The sequence below is a fragment of the Pseudoramibacter alactolyticus ATCC 23263 genome, from assembly GCF_000185505.1.
Lineage (GTDB): Bacteria > Bacillota > Clostridia > Eubacteriales > Eubacteriaceae > Pseudoramibacter > Pseudoramibacter alactolyticus.
In genome coordinates this window covers 1,396,923-1,416,741 of sequence record NZ_GL622359.1, presented here as the reverse complement: position 1 = coordinate 1,416,741, position 19,819 = coordinate 1,396,923, and the positions used below count along the sequence as shown (strand labels likewise).

General features: G+C 55.1%; 26 protein-coding genes. 25 read left to right on the top strand and 1 reads right to left on the bottom strand.

What is annotated here, in order from left to right; all coding sequences use genetic code 11:
* Window positions 1-23 precede the first annotated feature (23 nt).
* The 15 genes from HMPREF0721_RS06775 (at window position 24) to rpsI (ending at window position 9,620) form a co-directional block, all read left to right on the top strand.
* Window positions 24-674 carry an adenylate kinase gene (locus HMPREF0721_RS06775; RefSeq protein WP_040639970.1) on the top strand — a complete coding sequence of 217 codons (651 nt, stop codon included), beginning with the start codon at window positions 24-26 and terminating at the stop codon, window positions 672-674.
* A gap of 51 nt (window positions 675-725) precedes the next feature.
* Window positions 726-1,478, top strand: coding sequence for a type I methionyl aminopeptidase (gene map / locus HMPREF0721_RS06770; RefSeq protein WP_006598911.1), 753 nt, complete (start codon window positions 726-728; stop codon window positions 1,476-1,478).
* 307 nt (window positions 1,479-1,785) lie between these two features.
* Window positions 1,786-2,013, top strand: a complete 228-nt coding sequence (infA, locus tag HMPREF0721_RS06765; protein WP_006598909.1) for a translation initiation factor IF-1 — start codon at window positions 1,786-1,788, stop codon at window positions 2,011-2,013.
* A 14-nt stretch (window positions 2,014-2,027) separates the two neighbouring features.
* Window positions 2,028-2,141 (top strand): 50S ribosomal protein L36, encoded by a 114-nt coding sequence (gene rpmJ / locus HMPREF0721_RS06760; protein WP_006598908.1) that lies wholly within the window; start codon window positions 2,028-2,030, stop codon window positions 2,139-2,141.
* Window positions 2,142-2,341: 200 nt separating this feature from the next.
* Window positions 2,342-2,710, top strand: a complete 369-nt coding sequence (gene rpsM / locus HMPREF0721_RS11830) for a 30S ribosomal protein S13 (RefSeq protein ID WP_006598907.1) — start codon at window positions 2,342-2,344, stop codon at window positions 2,708-2,710.
* A 12-nt stretch (window positions 2,711-2,722) separates the two neighbouring features.
* A complete protein-coding gene (gene rpsK, locus HMPREF0721_RS11825; protein WP_006598906.1) occupies window positions 2,723-3,115 on the top strand; it encodes a 30S ribosomal protein S11 in 393 nt (130 codons plus the stop codon).
* 17 nt (window positions 3,116-3,132) lie between these two features.
* Window positions 3,133-3,762: a 30S ribosomal protein S4 gene (gene rpsD, locus HMPREF0721_RS06745; RefSeq protein ID WP_006598905.1), complete on the top strand. Its 630-nt coding sequence runs from the start codon at window positions 3,133-3,135 to the stop codon at window positions 3,760-3,762.
* Window positions 3,763-3,835: 73 nt separating this feature from the next.
* On the top strand, window positions 3,836-4,792 hold the full coding sequence (locus tag HMPREF0721_RS06740; RefSeq protein ID WP_006598904.1) for a DNA-directed RNA polymerase subunit alpha: 957 nt from the start codon (window positions 3,836-3,838) through the stop codon (window positions 4,790-4,792).
* A 5-nt stretch (window positions 4,793-4,797) separates the two neighbouring features.
* A complete protein-coding gene (gene rplQ, locus HMPREF0721_RS06735) occupies window positions 4,798-5,139 on the top strand; it encodes a 50S ribosomal protein L17 (RefSeq protein WP_006598903.1) in 342 nt (113 codons plus the stop codon).
* A 118-nt stretch (window positions 5,140-5,257) separates the two neighbouring features.
* On the top strand, window positions 5,258-6,109 hold the full coding sequence (locus HMPREF0721_RS06730; RefSeq protein ID WP_006598902.1) for an energy-coupling factor transporter ATPase: 852 nt from the start codon (window positions 5,258-5,260) through the stop codon (window positions 6,107-6,109).
* The gene (locus tag HMPREF0721_RS06725) at window positions 6,100-6,966 is read left to right on the top strand and encodes an energy-coupling factor transporter ATPase (protein WP_006598901.1); all 867 of its coding nucleotides are present in this window, start codon (window positions 6,100-6,102) and stop codon (window positions 6,964-6,966) included. Before HMPREF0721_RS06730 ends, HMPREF0721_RS06725 begins: the two co-directional genes overlap by 10 nt.
* The gene (locus HMPREF0721_RS06720; protein ID WP_006598900.1) at window positions 6,959-7,780 is read left to right on the top strand and encodes an energy-coupling factor transporter transmembrane component T family protein; all 822 of its coding nucleotides are present in this window, start codon (window positions 6,959-6,961) and stop codon (window positions 7,778-7,780) included. Before HMPREF0721_RS06725 ends, HMPREF0721_RS06720 begins: the two co-directional genes overlap by 8 nt.
* A gap of 4 nt (window positions 7,781-7,784) precedes the next feature.
* Entirely contained in the window at window positions 7,785-8,534 is a 750-nt protein-coding gene (gene truA, locus HMPREF0721_RS06715; RefSeq protein WP_006598899.1) for a tRNA pseudouridine(38-40) synthase TruA, read from the top strand.
* Window positions 8,535-8,768: 234 nt separating this feature from the next.
* Window positions 8,769-9,206, top strand: coding sequence for a 50S ribosomal protein L13 (gene rplM / locus HMPREF0721_RS06710; protein ID WP_006598898.1), 438 nt, complete (start codon window positions 8,769-8,771; stop codon window positions 9,204-9,206).
* Window positions 9,207-9,227: 21 nt separating this feature from the next.
* Entirely contained in the window at window positions 9,228-9,620 is a 393-nt protein-coding gene (gene rpsI, locus HMPREF0721_RS06705; RefSeq protein WP_006598897.1) for a 30S ribosomal protein S9, read from the top strand.
* 256 nt (window positions 9,621-9,876) lie between these two features.
* Here the strand turns inward: rpsI and HMPREF0721_RS11820 are convergent, their stop codons facing one another.
* Window positions 9,877-10,047, bottom strand: a complete 171-nt coding sequence (locus HMPREF0721_RS11820) for a hypothetical protein (protein ID WP_006598895.1) — start codon at window positions 10,045-10,047, stop codon at window positions 9,877-9,879.
* Between the two features lie 351 nt (window positions 10,048-10,398).
* On the opposite strand from HMPREF0721_RS11820, the gene HMPREF0721_RS06700 reads away from it, so the two are divergent.
* From HMPREF0721_RS06700 to HMPREF0721_RS06655, 10 genes are all read left to right on the top strand, one after another.
* Complete coding sequence (locus tag HMPREF0721_RS06700; protein ID WP_006598894.1) at window positions 10,399-11,334, top strand: SPFH domain-containing protein; 936 nt, start codon at window positions 10,399-10,401, stop codon at window positions 11,332-11,334.
* 186 nt (window positions 11,335-11,520) lie between these two features.
* A complete protein-coding gene (locus HMPREF0721_RS06695; RefSeq protein ID WP_169310224.1) occupies window positions 11,521-12,678 on the top strand; it encodes an ethanolamine utilization protein EutH in 1,158 nt (385 codons plus the stop codon).
* An 82-nt stretch (window positions 12,679-12,760) separates the two neighbouring features.
* Window positions 12,761-14,587, top strand: coding sequence for a translational GTPase TypA (typA, locus tag HMPREF0721_RS06690; protein ID WP_006598892.1), 1,827 nt, complete (start codon window positions 12,761-12,763; stop codon window positions 14,585-14,587).
* 86 nt (window positions 14,588-14,673) lie between these two features.
* Entirely contained in the window at window positions 14,674-15,285 is a 612-nt protein-coding gene (locus HMPREF0721_RS06685; RefSeq protein ID WP_006598891.1) for a histidine phosphatase family protein, read from the top strand.
* Window positions 15,286-15,302: 17 nt separating this feature from the next.
* Window positions 15,303-16,325, top strand: coding sequence for a PhoH family protein (locus tag HMPREF0721_RS06680; protein WP_006598890.1), 1,023 nt, complete (start codon window positions 15,303-15,305; stop codon window positions 16,323-16,325).
* Window positions 16,306-16,776, top strand: coding sequence for an rRNA maturation RNase YbeY (gene ybeY / locus HMPREF0721_RS06675; RefSeq protein WP_006598889.1), 471 nt, complete (start codon window positions 16,306-16,308; stop codon window positions 16,774-16,776). The genes HMPREF0721_RS06680 and ybeY overlap by 20 nt, the downstream gene beginning before the upstream one ends.
* A gap of 10 nt (window positions 16,777-16,786) precedes the next feature.
* The gene (locus HMPREF0721_RS06670; RefSeq protein ID WP_006598888.1) at window positions 16,787-17,170 is read left to right on the top strand and encodes a diacylglycerol kinase family protein; all 384 of its coding nucleotides are present in this window, start codon (window positions 16,787-16,789) and stop codon (window positions 17,168-17,170) included.
* A 9-nt stretch (window positions 17,171-17,179) separates the two neighbouring features.
* Complete coding sequence (era, locus tag HMPREF0721_RS06665; RefSeq protein WP_006598887.1) at window positions 17,180-18,103, top strand: GTPase Era; 924 nt, start codon at window positions 17,180-17,182, stop codon at window positions 18,101-18,103.
* On the top strand, window positions 18,104-18,871 hold the full coding sequence (gene recO, locus HMPREF0721_RS06660; RefSeq protein ID WP_006598886.1) for a DNA repair protein RecO: 768 nt from the start codon (window positions 18,104-18,106) through the stop codon (window positions 18,869-18,871).
* Between the two features lie 71 nt (window positions 18,872-18,942).
* On the top strand, window positions 18,943-19,788 hold the full coding sequence (locus tag HMPREF0721_RS06655) for a hypothetical protein (protein ID WP_006598885.1): 846 nt from the start codon (window positions 18,943-18,945) through the stop codon (window positions 19,786-19,788).
* The last annotated feature ends 31 nt before the right edge of the window (window positions 19,789-19,819 follow it).

Below are 19,819 nucleotides of genomic sequence, written 5' to 3'. Positions count from 1 at the left end.
TGGAGAATAGGAGCGTAAAGAAAATGAGAATCGTATTATTGGGCCCTCCAGGTGCCGGCAAGGGAACGCAGGCGAAGAAGATCGCCGCCAAATACGGCATTGAACACATTTCAACCGGGGATTTGTTTAGAGATAACATTAAAAATAATACGGAACTGGGGCAAAAAGCAAAAGCCTATATGGATGCGGGGAAATTGGTGCCGGACGAACTTGTCATCGCGCTGGTTGAAGACCGCATCACAAAGGACGATTGTGCCGACGGCTACCTGCTCGACGGTTTTCCGAGAACGGTCGCCCAGGCCTCTGCGCTCTCCGCGTTTAATCAAAAAATCGGCAAGCCGCTCGACGTCGCCCTGAACATCGAGGTGCCCGAATCCAAGCTCGTGGAACGGGTGGTCGGGCGTCGGGTGTGCCCGAGGTGCGGCGCGTCCTATCACGTTCATTTCAATCCGCCGAAGACAGGCAATGTTTGTGACAATGACGGCGAGACGCTGGTGCAGCGGCCGGACGATTCCGAAGCGACCGTGCGCACGCGCCTGTCGGTTTACCATTTGGAAACGGCGCCGCTGATCGATTATTATCAGTGCAAACAGATTCTTGTGAACATCGACGGCGATCAGCCGATGGACGACGTGACCCGGGCCATTTTCTTAAAAATTGATCAAGCATCATAACGATGTGATTTTTCATATCAAAGAATTGACAGACCAAGAAAGTGTGAAACCATGATCAGCATTAAAAGTGCGAACGAAATTAAAAAAATGCGAGCTGCCGGGCGTCTGGTGGGGGAATGCCACAACATGCTGCGCGACAGGATCAAACCGGGCGTCACCACGATGCAGCTCAACGACATGGCCGAAAAATATTTTCGGGATGCCGGCGCATATCCGACGTTTTTGGGCTACGGCGGGTTTCCGTACGCGATCTGCGCGTCGGTTAACGACGAAGTGGTGCACGGCTTCCCCGGCGATTATGCCCTAAAGGAAGGTGACATCATCGCCATCGATCTTGGCGCAACCCTCGACGGTTATGTCGGCGACGCGGCGCGGACCTGGGGCGTCGGCCAGATTTCCGATGAAGCGCAAAAGCTCATCGATGTGACCCGGGAATCCTTCTTTAAAGGCATTGCCCAGGCGCATGTCGGCAATCGGCTGTCTGATATCGGGCATGCGGTGCAGCTGTATGCAGAAGCCGCCGGCTTCTCGGTCGTTCGTGATTACGTCGGTCATGGCATCGGCCGGGAAATGCACGAGGATCCGCCGGTTCCGAACTATGGCAAACCGGGACACGGGCCAAGGCTCGTCAAGGGGATGTGCCTGGCCATCGAGCCGATGGTGAACATCGGCGGCTACGACGTGCATACCCTCGACAACGACTGGACCGTCGTCACCGACGACCATTCCCTCGCTGCCCATTATGAAAACACCATCACCATTACCGGTGACGGCGAACCCGAAATTCTGACGCTTGTCGATTAAGGTGATCCATGAGTTGCTGTGTCATCGGGCAGGTTGTCAGATCCAAAGCCGGACGCGATAAAAATCAGTTTATGATCGTCGTTGGGATTCCCGATGACGGCTATGTGCTGTTAAGTGATGGAGCATCGCGGAAAATCAGCCGGCCGAAAAAGAAAAAATAAAACATATTGCGCCAACGCAGTCGATCGTGTATGATATACAAGTTAGATTAACGTCCGGCCAGAAAATTCAAAACGCCGAAATACGAAGATGGTTATCACCCTGGAATGGCGAAAGCACAGAGGATCAGAAAGAGGAGGTTTAATCTGTGGCGAAAAAAGATGTTATTGAGGTTAAAGGAAAAGTTGTCGAGGCTTTGCCGAACACGGTTTTTTTAGTTGAATTAGAAAACGGACATCAAGTCACAGCGCATATTTCCGGTAAACTTCGGATGAATTACATCCGCATCCTGCCTGGAGATGAAGTCAGCCTCGAACTCTCCCCCTATGATCTCGACCGGGGGCGTATTGTCTGGCGCGGCAAAGGCCGATCGTAACAAAGGAGTTTAAAATGAAAGTCAGAGCATCTGTGAAACCCATTTGCGAAAAATGCAAAGTCATCAAACGCCATGGCAAAGTCATGGTGATTTGTGAAAATCCGAAGCACAAACAAAAACAAGGCTGAGTTTTAGCCGTCCATTTATTTTTTGTTAATAAGCGGTGGCCGCGGCAATTAATCACCGATTATTATAAATGAGGTTCGGACTGATTGCGGATTAATGCGAAGAAACTCGGATTAATCTTTCGGAGTCCGGCGGACATGGGCTGTGACTGTCACTTCAGCAGCTCAGATCATCATGTACATGATTTTAGGAGGTACAATTTATGGCAAGAATTGCCGGGGTTGACTTGCCGCGCAACAAGCGCGTCGAAGTCGGCTTGACTTATATCTACGGTATTGGAAGAAGCACTTCCAAGGAAATTTTAGCAGAACTGAAAATCGACCCGAACACCAGATGCAAAGACTTAACGGAAGACGAAGTTAATAGCCTGCGAAACATTTTGGACGAAAAGTACACCGTCGAAGGGGATCTTCGCAGAGAAGTCAATCTCAACATCAAGCGGCTGATTGAAATCGGCTCCTATCGCGGCTATCGTCATCGTCGCGGCCTGCCGGTCCGCGGTCAAAAGACGAAAACCAACGCCAGAACCCGCAAGGGTCCGAAGAGAACCGTCGGTCGCAGCAAGAAATAAGGAGGTTGAACTTTGGCTAAGAAAGCAGTCAGATCTAAAAAAAGAAAGATCAAAAAGAATATTGAACGCGGCCAGGTCCACATTCAGTCTTCTTTTAACAATACAATTGTCACCATCACCGATACGGCCGGCAATGCGCTGTCATGGGCATCCGCCGGCGAAATGGGATTCAGAGGCTCCAAGAAGAGCACGCCGTTTGCGGCTCAGATGGCCAGTGAACAGGCGGCCAAGCTCGCGATGGAACACGGTCTGAGAAGCGTTGAAGTCAACGTTAAAGGCCCGGGATCCGGCCGCGAAGCAGCCATTCGTGCACTGCAGGCTGCAGGTCTTGAGATCACCGTCATCCGCGACGTTACACCGATTCCGCACAACGGTTGCCGTCCGCCGAAACGCAGAAGAGTCTAATTGGAGGTTTTGAATTTATGGCAAGATATACAGAAGCAGCCTGCCGTCAATGCAGACGCGAAGGCACGAAACTTTATTTAAAAGGTGAAAGATGCTACGCCAAAGACAAATGCGCCTTTGGCAAGCGGCCGACACCGCCGGGCGGCGCGCCGAAGCGCCGGGCGAAATTGTCAGAATACGGTCTGCAGCTTCGTGAAAAACAGAAGGTCAAACGTATTTATGGCGTCCTTGAAAAACAATTCAGGCATTATTTTGACGTGGCTGAAAAACAGCAGGGCATCACCGGGGAAAATCTCCTGGCACTGCTGGAAACCCGCCTGGACAATGCGGTTTACCGCATGGGCATGGGACAGTCCCGCAAAGAAGCACGTCAGCTCGTGCTGCACGGCCATTTTCTTGTCAATGGGGCGAAGGTCAACGTCGCGTCCTATCAGTTAAAGGCCGGTGATGTGATCTCTGTTGCAGACAAGAGCAAAAAATCGGCTAAATTCAAAGAAGTTGTCGAATCGACCGAAAATCGAGCCATCGTTCCGTGGCTGGAAGCAGATCTTGAAAAACTCAGTGGCAAAGTCATTGGCAAACCTTCCCGTGAGGATATTGACATTGAAATTGCCGAACATCTTATCGTCGAATTGTACTCGAAGTAAGATCGGGGTATTGTTTGAATGGCTAACCCTCGCGTAGTGGAAGATTGATTAATTTTAGGAGGGTATCGATTTTATGATCGAATTTGAAAAACCGTTTATCAAGCTAGTTGATAGATCTGAAGATAATACCTACGGAAAATTTACGGTCGAACCTCTGGAAAGGGGTTACGGAACAACTTTGGGCAATAGTTTGCGCCGCATCATGCTGTCGTCTCTGCCCGGGGTGGCGATCACCACGGTAAAGATCGACGGGGTGCTGCATGAATTCTCGACGATTCCCGGCATCAAGGAAGACGTCATTGAGATTCTGCTCAACCTTAAGGGCCTGTGTGCCGTGATGCACACCGACGAACTGCAAACCGTGCGGATCGAGGCCAAAGGAGCGGGGGAAGTCACCGCCGGCGACATCATCGCCGGGCCGGAGGTGGAAATCCTCAATCCGGACATGCATATCTGCACGATGGCCGGCGATGCCGAACTGACCATGGAAATGGCGCTTGAAGTCGGCAGAGGCTACAGACCTTCCGAAAAAAATAAGTACGATGGCATGCCCATTGGCACCCTGCCGATGGACTCCATCTTTTCACCGATCCGCAAGGTGATCTTCCGCGTGGAAGATACCCGTGTGGGGCAGGTGACGGATTTTGACAAGCTGACGCTCGAAATCTGGACCGACGGCACCACATCGCCGGAAGAAGCGCTGTCTCTGTCCGCTAAGGTGATGAACGACCATCTGCGCCTGTTTATCGATCTGACGGAGGAAGCCGGTTCGGTGGAAACCATCGTCGAGAAGGAAGAAACCGAGCGGGAACGCATCCGTGAAATGTCCATCGAGGAGCTGGAACTTTCCGTGCGCTCCAGCAACTGCCTTAGACGTGCAAACATTGATACAGTAGAAAAACTGACGCAAAAGACCGAAGAAGACATGATGAAGGTGCGCAACCTTGGCCGCAAGTCGCTGAACGAAATCAAGCACAAGCTGGCCGAAATGGGCTTGTCTTTGAGTCAGGAAGATAAAACGAAGGAGTAGATTAGATGGCTGGTTATAGAAAATTAGGACGCACCAGTGCGCAAAGAAAAGCCATGCTCAGAAATCTGACCACATCGCTTCTGGAAAAGGGCCGCATTGAAACGACGCTGACCCGTGCGAAGGAAGTTAGAAGAATGGCGGAAAGAATGGTGACTTTGGGCAAAAAAGGTGATTTGAACGCCAGAAGAAAAGCGCTGGCATATATTACCAAAGAGGATGTGGTGACCCACCTCTTTGAAGAAATCGCACCGAAATATGAAGAACGCCAGGGCGGATACACCCGCATTTACAAAGTGGGACCCCGCCGCGGGGACGCCGCGGAGGTGGCGATCATCGAATTGGTCTAAGCCAAACAGTCAATCAGGGAGCCGAACCAAAGGGTTCGGCTTCTTTTTTTGTAAAATCCCGTGCAGAACGGCCATAATGCGATATAATAGAAGCCAATCATTTCTTTTGGAGCAAAGCATGGAAAAACAATCAATCGATCCTATTATAGAGGTGGCGCACGTGAGCTACGCTTATCCGGCAGAGGAAGGAGAAGCGCCCCATGTGGCGCTGACCGACGTTTCTTTTGCCATCGAGCGCGGGGAGTTTGTCGGCATCATCGGCCACAACGGCTCGGGCAAGTCGACGTTGTCGAAGTTGCTCAACGCGATTATTCTGCCGGATGCCGGCGACGTGCGCATCAAGGGCATGAGCACCCGGGATGAAAAAAAGATCTGGGATATTCGCCGGTCGGCAGGGATGGTGTTCCAGAATCCGGATAATCAGCTGGTTTCTTCTGTGGTAGAAACCGATGTGGCCTTCGGGATGGAAAATCTCGGCATCCCCTCGGAGCAGATCCGGCAAAAGGTGGACGAGGTGCTGGGGATTGTCGGCATGCGGGGCTACCGCCGGGCGAAGCCTCATCAGCTGTCCGGCGGGCAGAAGCAGCGCGTCGCCATCGCCGGCATCCTCGCCATGGAGCCGGAGTGCATCGTCTTTGACGAGCCGACAGCCATGCTCGACCCCAACGGCCGCAAGGAGGTGATGGGCACCATCAGGCGGCTCAACCGCGAAAAGGGCATGACGGTGCTGCACATCACCCACTACATGGCTGAATTGGTGGACGCGGATCGGATCATCGTGATGGACGAGGGCCAGAAGATCATGGAAGGTCCGCCCCGGGAAGTATTTGCCCGGGTGGAAGGGCTCAAGAAAATCGGTCTGGACGTGCCGCCGATGACCGAGCTGGCTCACGGCCTGCGGGCCGACGGCTTTGATGTGCCGGCGGATGTGCTGAAAATTGACGAAATGGTGGACGCTTTATGTCGGTAAAAATCGAACATTTGGAACATATTTACGCCCAGGGATCGCCCTTTGCCTTTAAGGCCCTGGACGATGTGACGGTCACCCTGGACAGCGGGGCCTTTATTGCCCTCATCGGGCACACCGGCTCCGGCAAGTCCACGCTGATTCAGCATCTTAACGGCCTGCTCACGCCCACAGCCGGCACGGTGTATCTTGGCGATAAAGATGTCTTTGCTCAGAATAAGAAGGATCTGATTGCGCTGCGCCATTCGGTGGGACTGGTCTTCCAATATCCGGAGCATCAGCTCTTTGAGGAAACCGTGGCCAAAGATGTGGCCTTTGGCCCTAAAAATCTTAAAATTCCCGAGGATGAAATTCCCCGGCGGGTGCGCGGAGCCATCGAGATGGTGGGCCTGGACTATGATGCCGTGGCGGAAAAATCCCCCTTTGAGTTGTCCGGCGGGCAGATGCGCCGGGTGGCCATCGCCGGGGTGCTGGCCATGCAGCCCGAGGTGCTCATCCTGGACGAGCCCACGGCGGGTCTCGATCCCCGGGGACGGGACGAAATTCTCGATCAGATTGCGCGGCTGCACGACGAGACCCACAATACGGTAATTCTCGTGTCCCACAGCATGGAGGACGTCGGGCGTTACGCGGATAAGATTCTTGTGATGCACCGGGGCAAAGCGGTTTATTACGACACACCGGCGGCGGTTTTTAAACACGTCGAAGCGCTTGAGCGCATCGGTCTGGCCGTACCCCAGGTGAAATACCTGATGCGCGCCCTCAAACAAAAATACCCGGAAATTGACGAGGATATTTTCACGGTGGCCGCCGCCCGGGCGGAGATTGGCCGCGTGCTGGGAGGTGAGCGCCATGTTTAAGGACATCACCCTCGGTCAGTACTATCCGGCGGATTCGGTGATTCACCGCCTGGATCCGCGGACGAAAATCCTCTTTACCTTGGCCTATATCGTGCTGCTTTTCGTGGTGAACAACCTCTACGGCTACGCGCTGGCAGCGGCGTTTCTCCTTGCCGTCATCGTCCTGTCCAAAATCCCTTTCGGTTATGTGGCCAAAGGGCTGCGCCCGCTGATCTTCATCATCGTGCTGACCTTGGTGCTCAATATGTTTATGACGCCGGGCCGCGCCGTGGTGACCTGGGGGCCGCTGCATATTACCCAGGAGGGAATTCGCGTATCGGTTTATATGGCGATCCGGTTGATTTTGCTGGTGGCCGGCACCAGCGTGATGACTCTGGCCACCGCGCCGATGGATCTGACCGACGGCATGGAGGCCTGCATGAAGGCGGTGCCGCTGCTTAAACGCTTTGCCCACGAGCTGGCGATGATGATGTCCATCGCGCTGCGCTTCATCCCGACGCTGATGGAAGAGACGGACAAGATCATGAAAGCCCAGAAGGCCCGGGGGGCTGATTTTGAAACCGGCAATATCATCGACCGGGGCAAGGCATTGATCCCGGTGCTGGTGCCGCTGTTTGTCTCGGCCTTTCGCCGGGCGGACGAACTGGCCACGGCCATGGAAGCTCGATGTTACCGCGGCGGCGGCCGCACCCGGATGTACGAGCTGGCCTATACCCGCGTCGATGTCTGCGCCTATCTGATGCTGGCCGTGCTCACCGGGTTGCTCATCGCCTCGCGTTTTCTCACCTGGCCGCTGCCCTTCCCTTTTGATTGATGCCATGCGCAATATCGCCTTAGTGATCGCCTACAAGGGCACGCGTTATGCCGGGTGGCAGCGCCAGCAAAACGCTGTGAGCATCGATGAAACCATCGGGGACGCTATCGCGGCGGTGACCGGCGAGCGGGTGACGCTTTATGGGGCCGGGCGCACCGATGCCGGGGTGCACGCCCGGGGGCAGCGGGCCAATTTTAAAACGCGTGTGCGCATGCCGGCGGATCGCTTTGCCCCGGCGCTTAACGCCCATTTGCCCCGGGATATCCGCATCCAAAAAAGCTTTGAGGTGCCCGCAGATTTTCACAGCCGCTACGGCGCTAAAGAAAAGACCTATTGTTATCGGGTGTGGGCTGCGCCGGTGGCCGATCCGCTGACGGATGATTTTTGCTGGCATGTGCGTTTTCCGCTGAATGTGGACGCGATGCGCCGGGGGGCGGCGGTCCTCGTCGGTACCCACGATTTTAAAACCTTTATGGCCTCGGGCAGCGGAGCCAAAACCACCGTGCGCCGCATCGACGCCATCGGGATTGAGCAGAAAGGCCGGATGATCACCTTCACTTTTTGCGGAACGGGCTTTCTCTACAATATGGTGCGCATCATCGCCGGAACCCTTGTCGAGATGGGCAGCGGCCGTCGGGATCCCGAGTCGATGGCGGCCATCCTCGCGGCGAAGGGCCGAACGGCCGCCGGAGCGACGGCGCCGGCCCGGGGGCTGACCCTGGAGGCGGTGGCTTACGGCGAGGAGAACGATTAAAAGAACCTGCGGGTTCTTTTAATTTTGGAAAAAGCGGGTTGATGGGAGCGATGAGAGCCGCTTCACATTTCGATGGAAAATTTCAAAAAATTATTTGCAAAGCTTCCGCCTTTATACTACAATATTAAACGGACTTTACTGTGCCGGTTAGCCCCAGGTGCAGGGTGTGGCTTCGATAATTTTCCCACTTTTACCGAAGATCGAAAGTCGAGAAAAACTTGAGGAGGACATGAGATGAAAGCATATGCCACCAAAATGGCTAAATCTCAGGAAATAGAACGCAAATGGTACGTCGTTGACGCCACGGACATGGTGCTGGGCCGTCTGGCGACCGAAGTTGCAACCGTACTTAGAGGCAAGAATAAACCGTACTTCACCCCCCACGTCGACTGCGGCGACTTTGTCATTATTGTCAATGCGGACAAGGTTTGCCTGACCGGAAAGAAATTGGATCAGAAATTGTACAAAACCTATTCCGGGCATCCGGGTGGTCTGAAGGAAACTGTCTATCGGCGCTTTATGCAGGAAAAACCGGAACTGGCCGTTTATAAAGCGGTTAAAGGCATGATTCCTCACAACAAGCTGGGTGCTCAGGTGATGACCAAACTTCGCGTTTATGCCGGGGCGGATCATCCCCACGCGGCGCAGCAGCCGGAAACATTGGCATTTTAATCACAGGGAGGACACTAACAGATGGCTAAAGTACAATATTTTGGAACTGGTAGAAGAAAGACGTCCGTAGCCAGAGTGCGTTTGCTGCCTGGTGACGGTCAATTTGTCATTAACGGCCGCAATATTGACGATTATTTTGGTCTTGAAACGCTGAAAATGATCGCGCGCCAGCCCCTGAACCTGACCAACACGCTGGACAGTTTTGATGTGATTGTCAATGTTTACGGCGGCGGCTTCAACGGTCAGGCCGGTGCCATTCGCCACGGCATTGCCCGCGCGCTGATCGAAGCGGATAACAACCTGCGTCCGGAGCTGAAACGGGCCGGTTTCTTAACCCGCGATGACCGCATGGTCGAACGCAAGAAATACGGTCTTAAAAAAGCCCGCCGTGCACCGCAGTTCTCGAAACGTTAAACGGAACAGAACCACCACATGGATCACAAGCCCCGAAACTCATGTGTTTCGGGGTTTTTATATTGGAGAAAATCATCATGAAAAGAAGCCGCGGCCCGTCGCACAGCGCGCGGGAGTTTGAAGCGCAGCGCGCGATCAGGGTAGCGAAATTTTCAAGATTTTAAGAAGGGGGGAAAGCGTTAAAGCGTCTAAATGGTTGATAAGCGCATAAAAATCTTGACAAGAATCCGAAATCGGAGTCTATCGGAATCTGAATTCAGATTCTTTTTGATTGTGCCCCAGAAGAAGAAAGCGCATCGAGCTCGCCGGCGAGCTTCAGAAGAAGGGCCGGATTTACATTCTCGATGAGCCCAGCACCGGACTTCACAGTCGCGATGCGGGGATGCTCTTGAGCCTTCTCAGAAAATTGGTTGCGGACGATCGTCATCGTAAAACATCGGCCGGAGCGGATCGTCCGGTCGAGCTGGATTCATCGATATGGAGCCGGGAGGCGGCGAGATTTTGTTCACCGGCACCTCGGAAGCGCTGTTGCGGTGCGTCCATTTCCAAACGGCCGCGTATCTGCGGAAGCGATCCTAAAGTAAGGGAGCGCCAGGTAAAGCGGAGTATCCGAGGTTAGACTTGGGTCTGGCAGGAAGGTATGGCCTGACCGGCCGCCTTTGATAAAAATTTTTAAGAATTCTTGCCGAAGGGCGATCCTTTGTATAAAATAAATGCATGTATGCACACTATTTCTGTGTGTCGGCATTGTATTCCATATAATTGACAAGGAGAACCTATGTTTTTATTGATTTTGATCGCGCTGATTATTGTTCTGGTGGTGCTCAATGTGCGCATTGTGCCCCAGGCGGAAAGCTACGTCATTGAGCGGCTGGGCAAATACAAATGCACTTGGACCGCGGGCATCCACATCAAGGTGCCGTTTATCGAACGCATTGCCAGAAAGGTATCGCTGAAGGAACAGGTGCTGGACTTCCCGCCCCAGCCGGTGATCACCAAGGACAACGTGACGATGCAGATCGACTCGGTGGTGTTCATGCGGGTGTTCGACTCCCAGCTGTATACCTATGGCATCGAGAATCCCATTGCCGGTCTGCAAAATCTCTCGGCGACCACCCTGCGCAACATCATCGGCGATATGGAACTCGACCAGACCCTCACCAGCCGGGAAGCCATCAACGGACAGATGCAGGCCATCCTGGACGAAGCCACCGATCCCTGGGGCATCAAGGTGACCCGGGTTGAAATTAAAAACATCCAGCCGCCGGCTGAAATCGAAGAAGTTATGACCAAGCAGATGCGCGCCGAACGGGAGCGCCGCCAGACCGTGCTTGAAGCTCAGGCCCATCAGGAAGCGGTGGTCTCCCGAGCCGAAGGAGATAAACGCGCAAAGATCCTCGCTGCCGAAGCCGAAAAGGACGCCCGCATCGCTTTGGCTGAAGGGGAGGCGAAATCCCTGCTTTTGGTGGCCCAGGCCAAAGCCGACGGTTTGGCGATGCTGCGCGACGTCAAAATCACCGATCCGGTCTTAAAATACAAGAGCATCGAGGCCCTGAAGGACATGGCCGACGGTCAGGCGACGAAGATTTATATGCCGGCGGAGTTGTCGCATCTCGTGGCCGGTTTGGGGGTCGCCGGAGAAGCCTTGGCTGATGCGAAGCCACAAGTGCCCTCGGATATGGCCGTTTCGGCCGATGTCCCATCAAAGGCGTGAATGGGAAGCGCTGACGCGTCTAATTTAAAAATCCGCTGCCGGAAGGCAGCGGATTTTTTGATGCGCCGGCCATTCAAAATGGTCAAAAAAATCAGAAAAGCGGCACAGACTATGGCGGGAGAATATGCTATTTTAAAATGTGCAGTCGGTTTAAAGCCGTTTTTCGGTGACGGAGATGGAGGGGCAATGGCAGCGAATCGGATCATCTTTTTTGTCATGGCGTGCTTTATGCTTTGGGGCGCCGTCGACAAGGTTTTTTTGAATAATCACTTCGGTTATGGTCAATCGTTTGACGAGGGTTTGGGCATGATGGGAGCGTTGGCCGCGTCAATGATCGGGTTCATGTGTCTTGCGCCGGTGATCGGGCGGGGGCTTACGTTGGTGGTGACGCCGCTTTTTAAAGCCATTGGCGCGGATCCGGCCATATGCGCCGGATCCGTGCTGCCCATCGACATGGGCGGCTATGCCCTGGCCAGAGTCATGACCGGCGACCGACAGATTTGGGCGCTGTCGGGGATCATTCTGGGATCGATGCTCGGAGCGACAGTACTTTACAATATTCCACTTTCCCTGGTATTGGTGCATAAACGCCATCACCCATTTTTGGCGCGGGGGACGATGCTGGGGGTGATTGCCATGCCCGTCGGCACCTTTTTTGGGGCGCTCATCGGCGGTATCCCGCCGGCTAAAATTCTCGTTAATCTGGGACCGGCGACCCTATTGGCCGCGCTGCTTGCCCTGGGCTTGTGGCGCAGGCCCGGAACTCTGCTCAAGGGCTTTGCGACTTTTTCGCGGTTGATCATGGGCATCTCGGTGATTTCCCTGGCCTGCGCCATTTTTAGGGAGCTCACCGGCATCGCGATCATCCCGGGGATGGCTTCCATCCGCCCGCAGTTTATCATCGTCGGGCGCACTGCTGTCACCCTGGCCGGGGCCTTTCCCTTCATCCGGTTTTTGACGCGGATTTTGTCAAAGCCGTTGAATGGCATCGGACGATGGACGGGGGTGAACGAGGCAACGGCGGCGGGGATATTGGCTTCGCTGGCCAACAGTATTCCCGCCTATAAAATGGTGGGCGAAATGGACGACCGCGGCAAGGTGGTGGCGATCGCATTTTTAACACCGGGGGCTTATTGCCTCGCCGGGCAGATGGCTTTTGCCTCGGCCAACGCGCCGGATGATGTGATCCCGATGATTGTGGCCAAGCTCATCGCCGGGGTTTTGGCGGCGGGAATGGCCGCCGTGACGCTGGACCACACAAAAGATGGCGAAGGAACCGTTCGAAAGAAAAGGACGGCGCCGAATAAGAATGATGAAAATGATGTGAAAGAACTTGTAAATTGATGAAATCTGCTATAAAATAATTGGGTTACAGACGATTGGCCCGGCAGCGGGCAGAAATACAAACTACAGGCAGGAGAAGCAAGTGAAACAAGAAAACCCCATTATGAACATCGCAGTCATCGCCCATGTCGACGCCGGCAAGTCGACGCTGGTCGACGCATTTTTGAATCAGAGCCACGTTTTCCGCGACAATCAGGAAGTGGTGGACTGCATCATGGACTCGGACGACCTCGAGCGGGAACGTGGGATCACCATCTATTCCAAAAATTGTTCGGTGATGCACGACAACATCAAAATCAATATCGTCGACACCCCGGGCCACGCCGATTTTTCCTCCGAGGTGGAACGCATCCTCAAGACGGTGGATACGGTGATTCTGCTGGTGGACGCCGGCGAAGGCCCCATGCCCCAGACGCGTTTCGTGCTCAACAAATCCCTGGAACAAGGGCTGCGGCCGATTCTTTTCATCAACAAGATCGACAAAAAGGACCAGCGCGCCGAAGAGGTGGTGGACGAAGTGTTCGATCTTTTCGTGGAGCTGCACGCGAGCGATGAGCAGCTGGATTTCCCGATTCTTTACGGGATCGCCAAGGAAGGGATCGCGAAATACGAAATGGCCGACGACAATACCGATCTGACGCCGCTGTTTGATACCATCATCAAACACGTGGGCATTCAGGAGGACACGAGCCTCGATCCGCTGCAGATGCAGGTGTCGACGCTGGCCTATGACGATTATATCGGCCGGCTGGGCATCGGCCGCATTTCCACGGGCACGATCCACGAGGGGGACGCGCTGGAAGTGGCCAAGCGCGACGGCGGCTTCGAAAAGGTCAAGGTGAATCAGATTTTTGTATATAAAGGCCTTTCCCGGGTGGCGGTGGATCACGCGGTTGCCGGCGATATTGCGGTGGTTTCCGGGATTCCGGACATCTCCATCGGGGAGACCATCGGCGAAATCGACCAGGTGCAGCCCATGGAAATGATCGACATCGAAAAGCCGACCCTGTCGATGAATTTCTTTGTGAACACCTCGCCCTTCGCCGGCCGCGTCGGCAAGTTTGTGACGACGCGCCATCTGAAGGCCCGTCTCGAAAAGGAACTGGAGGTCAACGTCGGGATGACGGTGGAAGCCCTGCCGGATACCACGGAAGGCTTTAAGGTTTCGGGTCGGGGTGAGCTGCATTTGTCCATCCTGATTGAGAACATGCGCCGGGAAGGCTATGAACTGGCCGTGTCCAAGCCGGAGGTTATTTTTGAAACGGATGCATCCGGCCACAAGATGGAGCCGGTGGAAGAAGTGGTGATCAATGTGCCGGATGAATATTCCGGGACGGTCATTGCCAAGCTCAATCAGCGCAAGGGACTGATGAGCACCATGAGCTCGGAAGAAGGCTGGACGGATATGACCTTCCGCGTGCCGACCCGCGGTCTGCTCGGCTTCCAGAGCGAATTTATCAACGACACCCACGGCGAGGGGACGCTGGTGCGCCGCTTCGACAGTTTTGAACGTTACATGGGTGAGATCCCGAACCGGCAGAACGGCGTGCTCATTTCCGGCGTGGCCGGCGAAACCATGGCCTATTCGCTGTTTAATCTCAGCGACCGCGGCACCCTGATGGTGGGGCCGGGCACGGCGGTTTACGAGGGGATGATCATTGGGATCAACAACCGCAGCGACGACATGGTGGTCAATCCGATCAAGAACAAGAAGCTGACGAATACCCGGGCTTCCGGCTCTGACGAGGCGCTCAAGCTCATCGATCCGAAGATCTTCTCGCTGGAAGAAGCCCTTGAATTTATTGAAGACGACGAGCTGGTGGAAGTCACACCGGACAGCATTCGCCTGCGCAAGAAGATTCTTTCCGAACTGGATCGCCGCCGCAACCGCCGTGGCGGCAAAAATTAAACGCGATAACAAGCCAAGAGAAGCCGAAGCCCGATGGCATCGGTTTCTCTTTGTTTTTTGGCGCCCTTGCGTTATAATAAAAGATCATGAGAGTTATTATTATGCGCCACGGCGAGACCGTGGGCAATGTGGAACGGCGCTATCTGGGCAAAAGCGAATCCCCGCTGACGCCCGCCGGCGCGGCGACCGGCGCGGCGATGGCGAAGTGGCTTGCGGCGATGGACGCCGAATGCAAAATCGATCGAATCTACACCAGTCCCCGGCAGCGGACCCGACAGGCGGCCGACCGGGCCTCGGCGCGGCTGGCCCGCCCGGTGACGGTTTGCGACCATTTGCGGGAAATGGATTTCGGGATTTTTGACGGCTTGACGGCCGAGGAAGCCGAAGCCAAGGCGCCGGCAATCTGGCAGCGGTGGCTCGCGGATTTTTCCCATTACCGCCTGCCGTGCGGGGAAAGCGCCGATGATGTGATGGGCCGGGCCCGGCAATTTTTAGACCGCGTTTGGGAAAGCGGCGACGCATCCATCGTCGTCATTACCCACGGCGGGGTGGCGCGCAGCTTGCTGACGGCGCTTTTGGCCCTGCCGCCTGAGGCCGGCTGGCATTTTGAGATCCCCCTCGGCGGTTTCGCGGTCGTCGATTGTGCAGACGGTTATGGCATTTTGAAGAGCCTGGGTCAGGTCGATAATAATCAGTAGTTCATGAGGAGAAGGGTTTGGAAAAAATCAAACAAGAAATACGAATCGATAATGCGGATGTGATGCCGGTGCTTTTCGGCAAATACGATGCCAACGCCAAACAGATTGAGCAGGCCCTCGGCGTGCGGATGGGCGCGTCGGATGGGGCGGTGATCCTGACGGGGGAAGCCGTTCCGGTGGCCGCCGCCGCCCGGGTGGTGGACGAGATGGTGAAGGTCATCCAAAAAGACGGCGATATCTCCGCTGACACCACCCATTACATCATCGGTCTGCAGCGTAAGGGAATTGAAGAACAGTTCAGCAGTCTGTCGGACGACATCATTTGCTTCACGACCCGGGGCAAGCCGATCCGGGCCAAAACCTTGGGGCAGCACCGCTACATCGAGGCCATTCGCCAAAACGATATGGTCTTTGGCATTGGGCCGGCGGGAACGGGCAAAACCTATCTCGCCATGGCCATGGCCATCACCGCTTTTAAAAACGGCGAGGTGGACCGCCTGATTCTCACCCGGCCGGCGGTGGAAGCCGGCGAAAAACTCGGATTTTTGCCCGGCGATCTGCAGGATAAGGTGGATCCCTACCTTCGGCCGCTTTATGACGCGCTGTTTGAAATCATGGGGCCGGAAGCCTTTGAGCGCAATATGGAAAAGGGCCTGATTGAAGTGGCGCCTTTGGCCTATATGCGCGGGCGCACCCTCGAAAACGCCTATATCATCCTCGATGAAGCCCAGAACACCACGCCGGAGCAGATGAAGATGTTCTTGACGCGCTTTGGCACAGGTTCCAAGGTGCTCGTCACCGGGGACATCACCCAGATCGATCTGCCCAGCGGAAAACGTTCGGGGCTTAAAGAAGCCCGGCGCATTCTTAAAAATATTAAGGGCATCGCCTTTGTGGAATTCAGCTTCAACGATGTGGTTCGCCATCGTTTGGTGCAGCGCATCATCGAAGCCTACGAAAAACACGATAAAAAACTGGCCGACCGACGCGCGAAACGCGAGGCGAAAAAAGAGGACGGACATGCTGACCATTCAATTTGAAAATCAGACGGACGAGGTGCTTTCAGAGGCGCTTTGGGCGAAAATGCAGACCTGTATCCGAAAGACGCTGGCGAGCGAGAACGTGCTTGTCGACAAGCTGATCCTGGAGGTTTCGCTGACCCTGGTGAGCCCGGAGACCATCCGCATGCTCAACGCCAATTACCGCGGCATCGACCGGGTAACGGATGTGCTCTCTTTCCCCATGCTGGTATTTCCCGAGGGGATGGCGGCGCTGACGGCACCATCGGATCTGCCGATATTGCTGGGAGATATCGTGCTTAATCCCCGGCGCGCGGCCGAACAGGGCGAGACTTACGGCACCGGTTTTGAGCGGGAAATGTGCTATCTTACGGTGCACTCGGTGCTGCATCTGCTGGGTTACGATCATATGGATCCGGATGACAAGCAGGCCATGCGCGCCCGGGAAAAGGCGATTATGGACGACGACTGAGGGCAGGGGAATGAAGATTTTGAAACGGATGACACGGCTCAAAAGAAGTTTCAGCTATGCCTTTGAAGGGGTGTTTTATGTCTGGCGGACCCAGCCCAACATGAAGATTCACTCGGTGATGGGGACGCTGGCGATCATTCTGGGGTTTGCCCTGCATATTTCCGCGGCGGAGTGGCTGGCACTCATCATTGTGATCGGCTTTGTGCTCATTCTTGAGGTTATTAATACCGCAGTGGAAACCTTGGTGGATCTTTATACCGAAGAGTATCTCACGCTGGCCAAGCATGCCAAGGACACGGCCGCCGGGGCGGTGCTACTGATGGCGCTGGTCTCCGTTGCGGTGGGCTGTGTGATCTTTGTGCCCAAACTGGCGGCGCTGTTCGGAATCATTTAGGAGAATGTCATGGCAGAAACAGATCAATCAAAACCGGCCTTCAAGTCAGGCTTTATCGCGCTGATCGGCCGGCCCAATGTGGGCAAGTCGACGCTGCTCAACGCGATTTTGGGCGAGAAAATGGTGATCACTTCGGCGCGGCCGCAGACCACGCGCAACAGCATTCGCTGCATCCACACGGATGCCGACTGCCAGATGGTGTTTGTAGACACGCCCGGTGTGCATAAGCCGAAGACCAAGCTCGGCGAATACATGAAAAAAACCATCCGCGACACCCTGGCCGACGTGGACGCAGTGCTCTATCTGGTGGAGCCGACAAAAAAAGAGCGGCCGGAGGATGCCTATATCCGCAAGCTTTTGGCCAGAGTCCAAGCGCCGGTCGTGCTTGTCATCAATAAAATCGATACGGTGGGCAAGCCGGCGTTGCTCGACGTCATGGCGCGTTACCGCGGCGAAGACAGGCTGCGGACCATTGTGCCGGTTTCGGCGAAGCGCGGCGAAGGCATCGGCGAAGTGATGGCGGCGTTGATGGCGGTGCTGCCCGAAGGGCCGCAATATTTCCCGGGCGATATGATCATCGACCAAAGCGAGCGCTTCGTCGTTGCCGAGATGATCCGCGAGAAGGCCCTCCATTGTCTGCGCGACGAAATTCCTCACGGCATTGCGGTGGAGGTGACCAAGATGCATCCCCGGCTGGCCAGGCATCAAAAGACCATTGTCGACATCGAGGCGACGGTGTTTTGTGAAAAGAAAAGCCACAAGGGCATCATCATCGGCAGGGGCGGCGCGATGCTCAAGGCTATCGGTAGCGATGCCCGCCGGGATATCGAGTCCTTCCTGGGACAATCGGTGAATCTGCAGCTGTGGATCAAAATCCGGCCCGACTGGCGGGAAAGCAGCCGGGATCTGAAGGATTTGGGGTATCACGAATAAATGGCGCTGGTGCGAACAAAGGCGCTGGTGATTCGCGAACAGCCCTTTCAGGATCACGACAAGATTCTGACCTTGTTCACCGAGACCGAGGGCAAGCAAAAGGCCATTGCCAAGGGGGCCAGGCGACGCAAGGGCAGCCTCGGCGTGGCGACCCAGCTCTTTGCTTATGGGAATTTCGTGTATTACCCGGGGAAAAATTTTGCCAACATCAACGAGGTCACGCTGATCGAAGCCTTTTATGCCCTGCGGGGGGACGTGATGAAAATGGCGCTGGGCAGTTACCTGCTGGAGCTCCTCGATGTTTTCTTCGACTTTTATCAAGGGGACCCGGAATTGCTGAAGGCCGCCACCCATATTTTGTATTATCTTTCAGAAAATATGGCCGCATCCGACGAGGCGCTTGCCGTGGGCTTTCAGCTCAAACTGACAAGACGGCAGGGCCTGGGGCCGGTGCTCACGCGTTGCGTGCGCAGCGGGGAACGGGAGGCGCTGACCGCTTTTTCGATTGCTGATGGCGGTGTGGTGACCGAGGCCTATCGCCGTGCCGGCGATCAGGCGCTCAGTGCGGATCTGCGTCGGGCTCTGGAACGACTCATGGGCGAAAGCATCCGGGACATCTGCCACGGCGACTGGGATGCGGCGGTGGTTCGACAGGCGCTTAAGCTCGGCCAGGCTTATATCGCGGCACAGGTGGGGCGACGCATCAAAAGCTATGATTTTTACAGACAATTGGCAGACGGAATGGATCCGGCGCGGGGCAAACATTGATGGCTTTTAATGGACCGTGCGATGATGTGCGCCAATAGTCGATTTATGAATCGGGAAGGGAAGGTCAACCAATGAAGGAACATTTATCGGCTCCCGGCGAGATGACCCAATGGTTTGACGGGAGCATTTACGCCCTAAAAAAAGGGGATTTTACGAAAATCCGCGTCCATCACAACGGTTCGCAGATTACGGCACATTACGGCGCCGACGAGATTTGTATCGATTTATCGGTGAAGGAGACCGGTCGGATTTTTTTGCGGCTCGAGTCGACATCGGGGGAGGTGCTGCAATGGTTCAAAGCCTGTGTGACCGACGTGATGCTGCATCCCCAGGCGGGCTTTGACGAAGGTTTGAATAATGCGGCGCCGCAGGCAGCCCCTTTCGGGACGGACGGAACCTTTGATCCCTATACCGATCCCGATGCCGATCAGGCTGCGGATTTTGACGATGCGATATCGGATCCGCAGGTGTCTCCGGCCGATGAAGGGCAATACGGCGATGACAGTTTCGCAGAGGCGGTGCCGGCTTATGAGGAAGCCCCCCAGACCCTGCAGGAAAAATGGGAGCGCCTGAAGTGCCGGCCGTGGTTTGCCTGGCTGATGCTGGTGGTGCTGCCGCCGTTCGGGATTTATCTGCTCTGGCATGTGCCGCACTTTGGAAAAGTCAGGCGCGTTCTGCTCACGGCGCTTTTTGCGGCCTATTTCCTGTTTATCTGGCTGGGATTTTTGGGTGTGAATACCGGCGTCAACCGCAGAAGCATCAGCGCCTGGTGGCAGCACCGGCATCAGACGGAAACGGTCGTGCAGAAAACGCCGTCCTCGACATCGAAGAGCAGTGCGGATAGCGAGGATAAGGATACGGTGATCGATACCCTGTGGCACAGCATCACAGAGATGTTCAGCAATGTGAGATCTTAGGCATGTCATTAATTAAAAAAGCCCTTCGCGG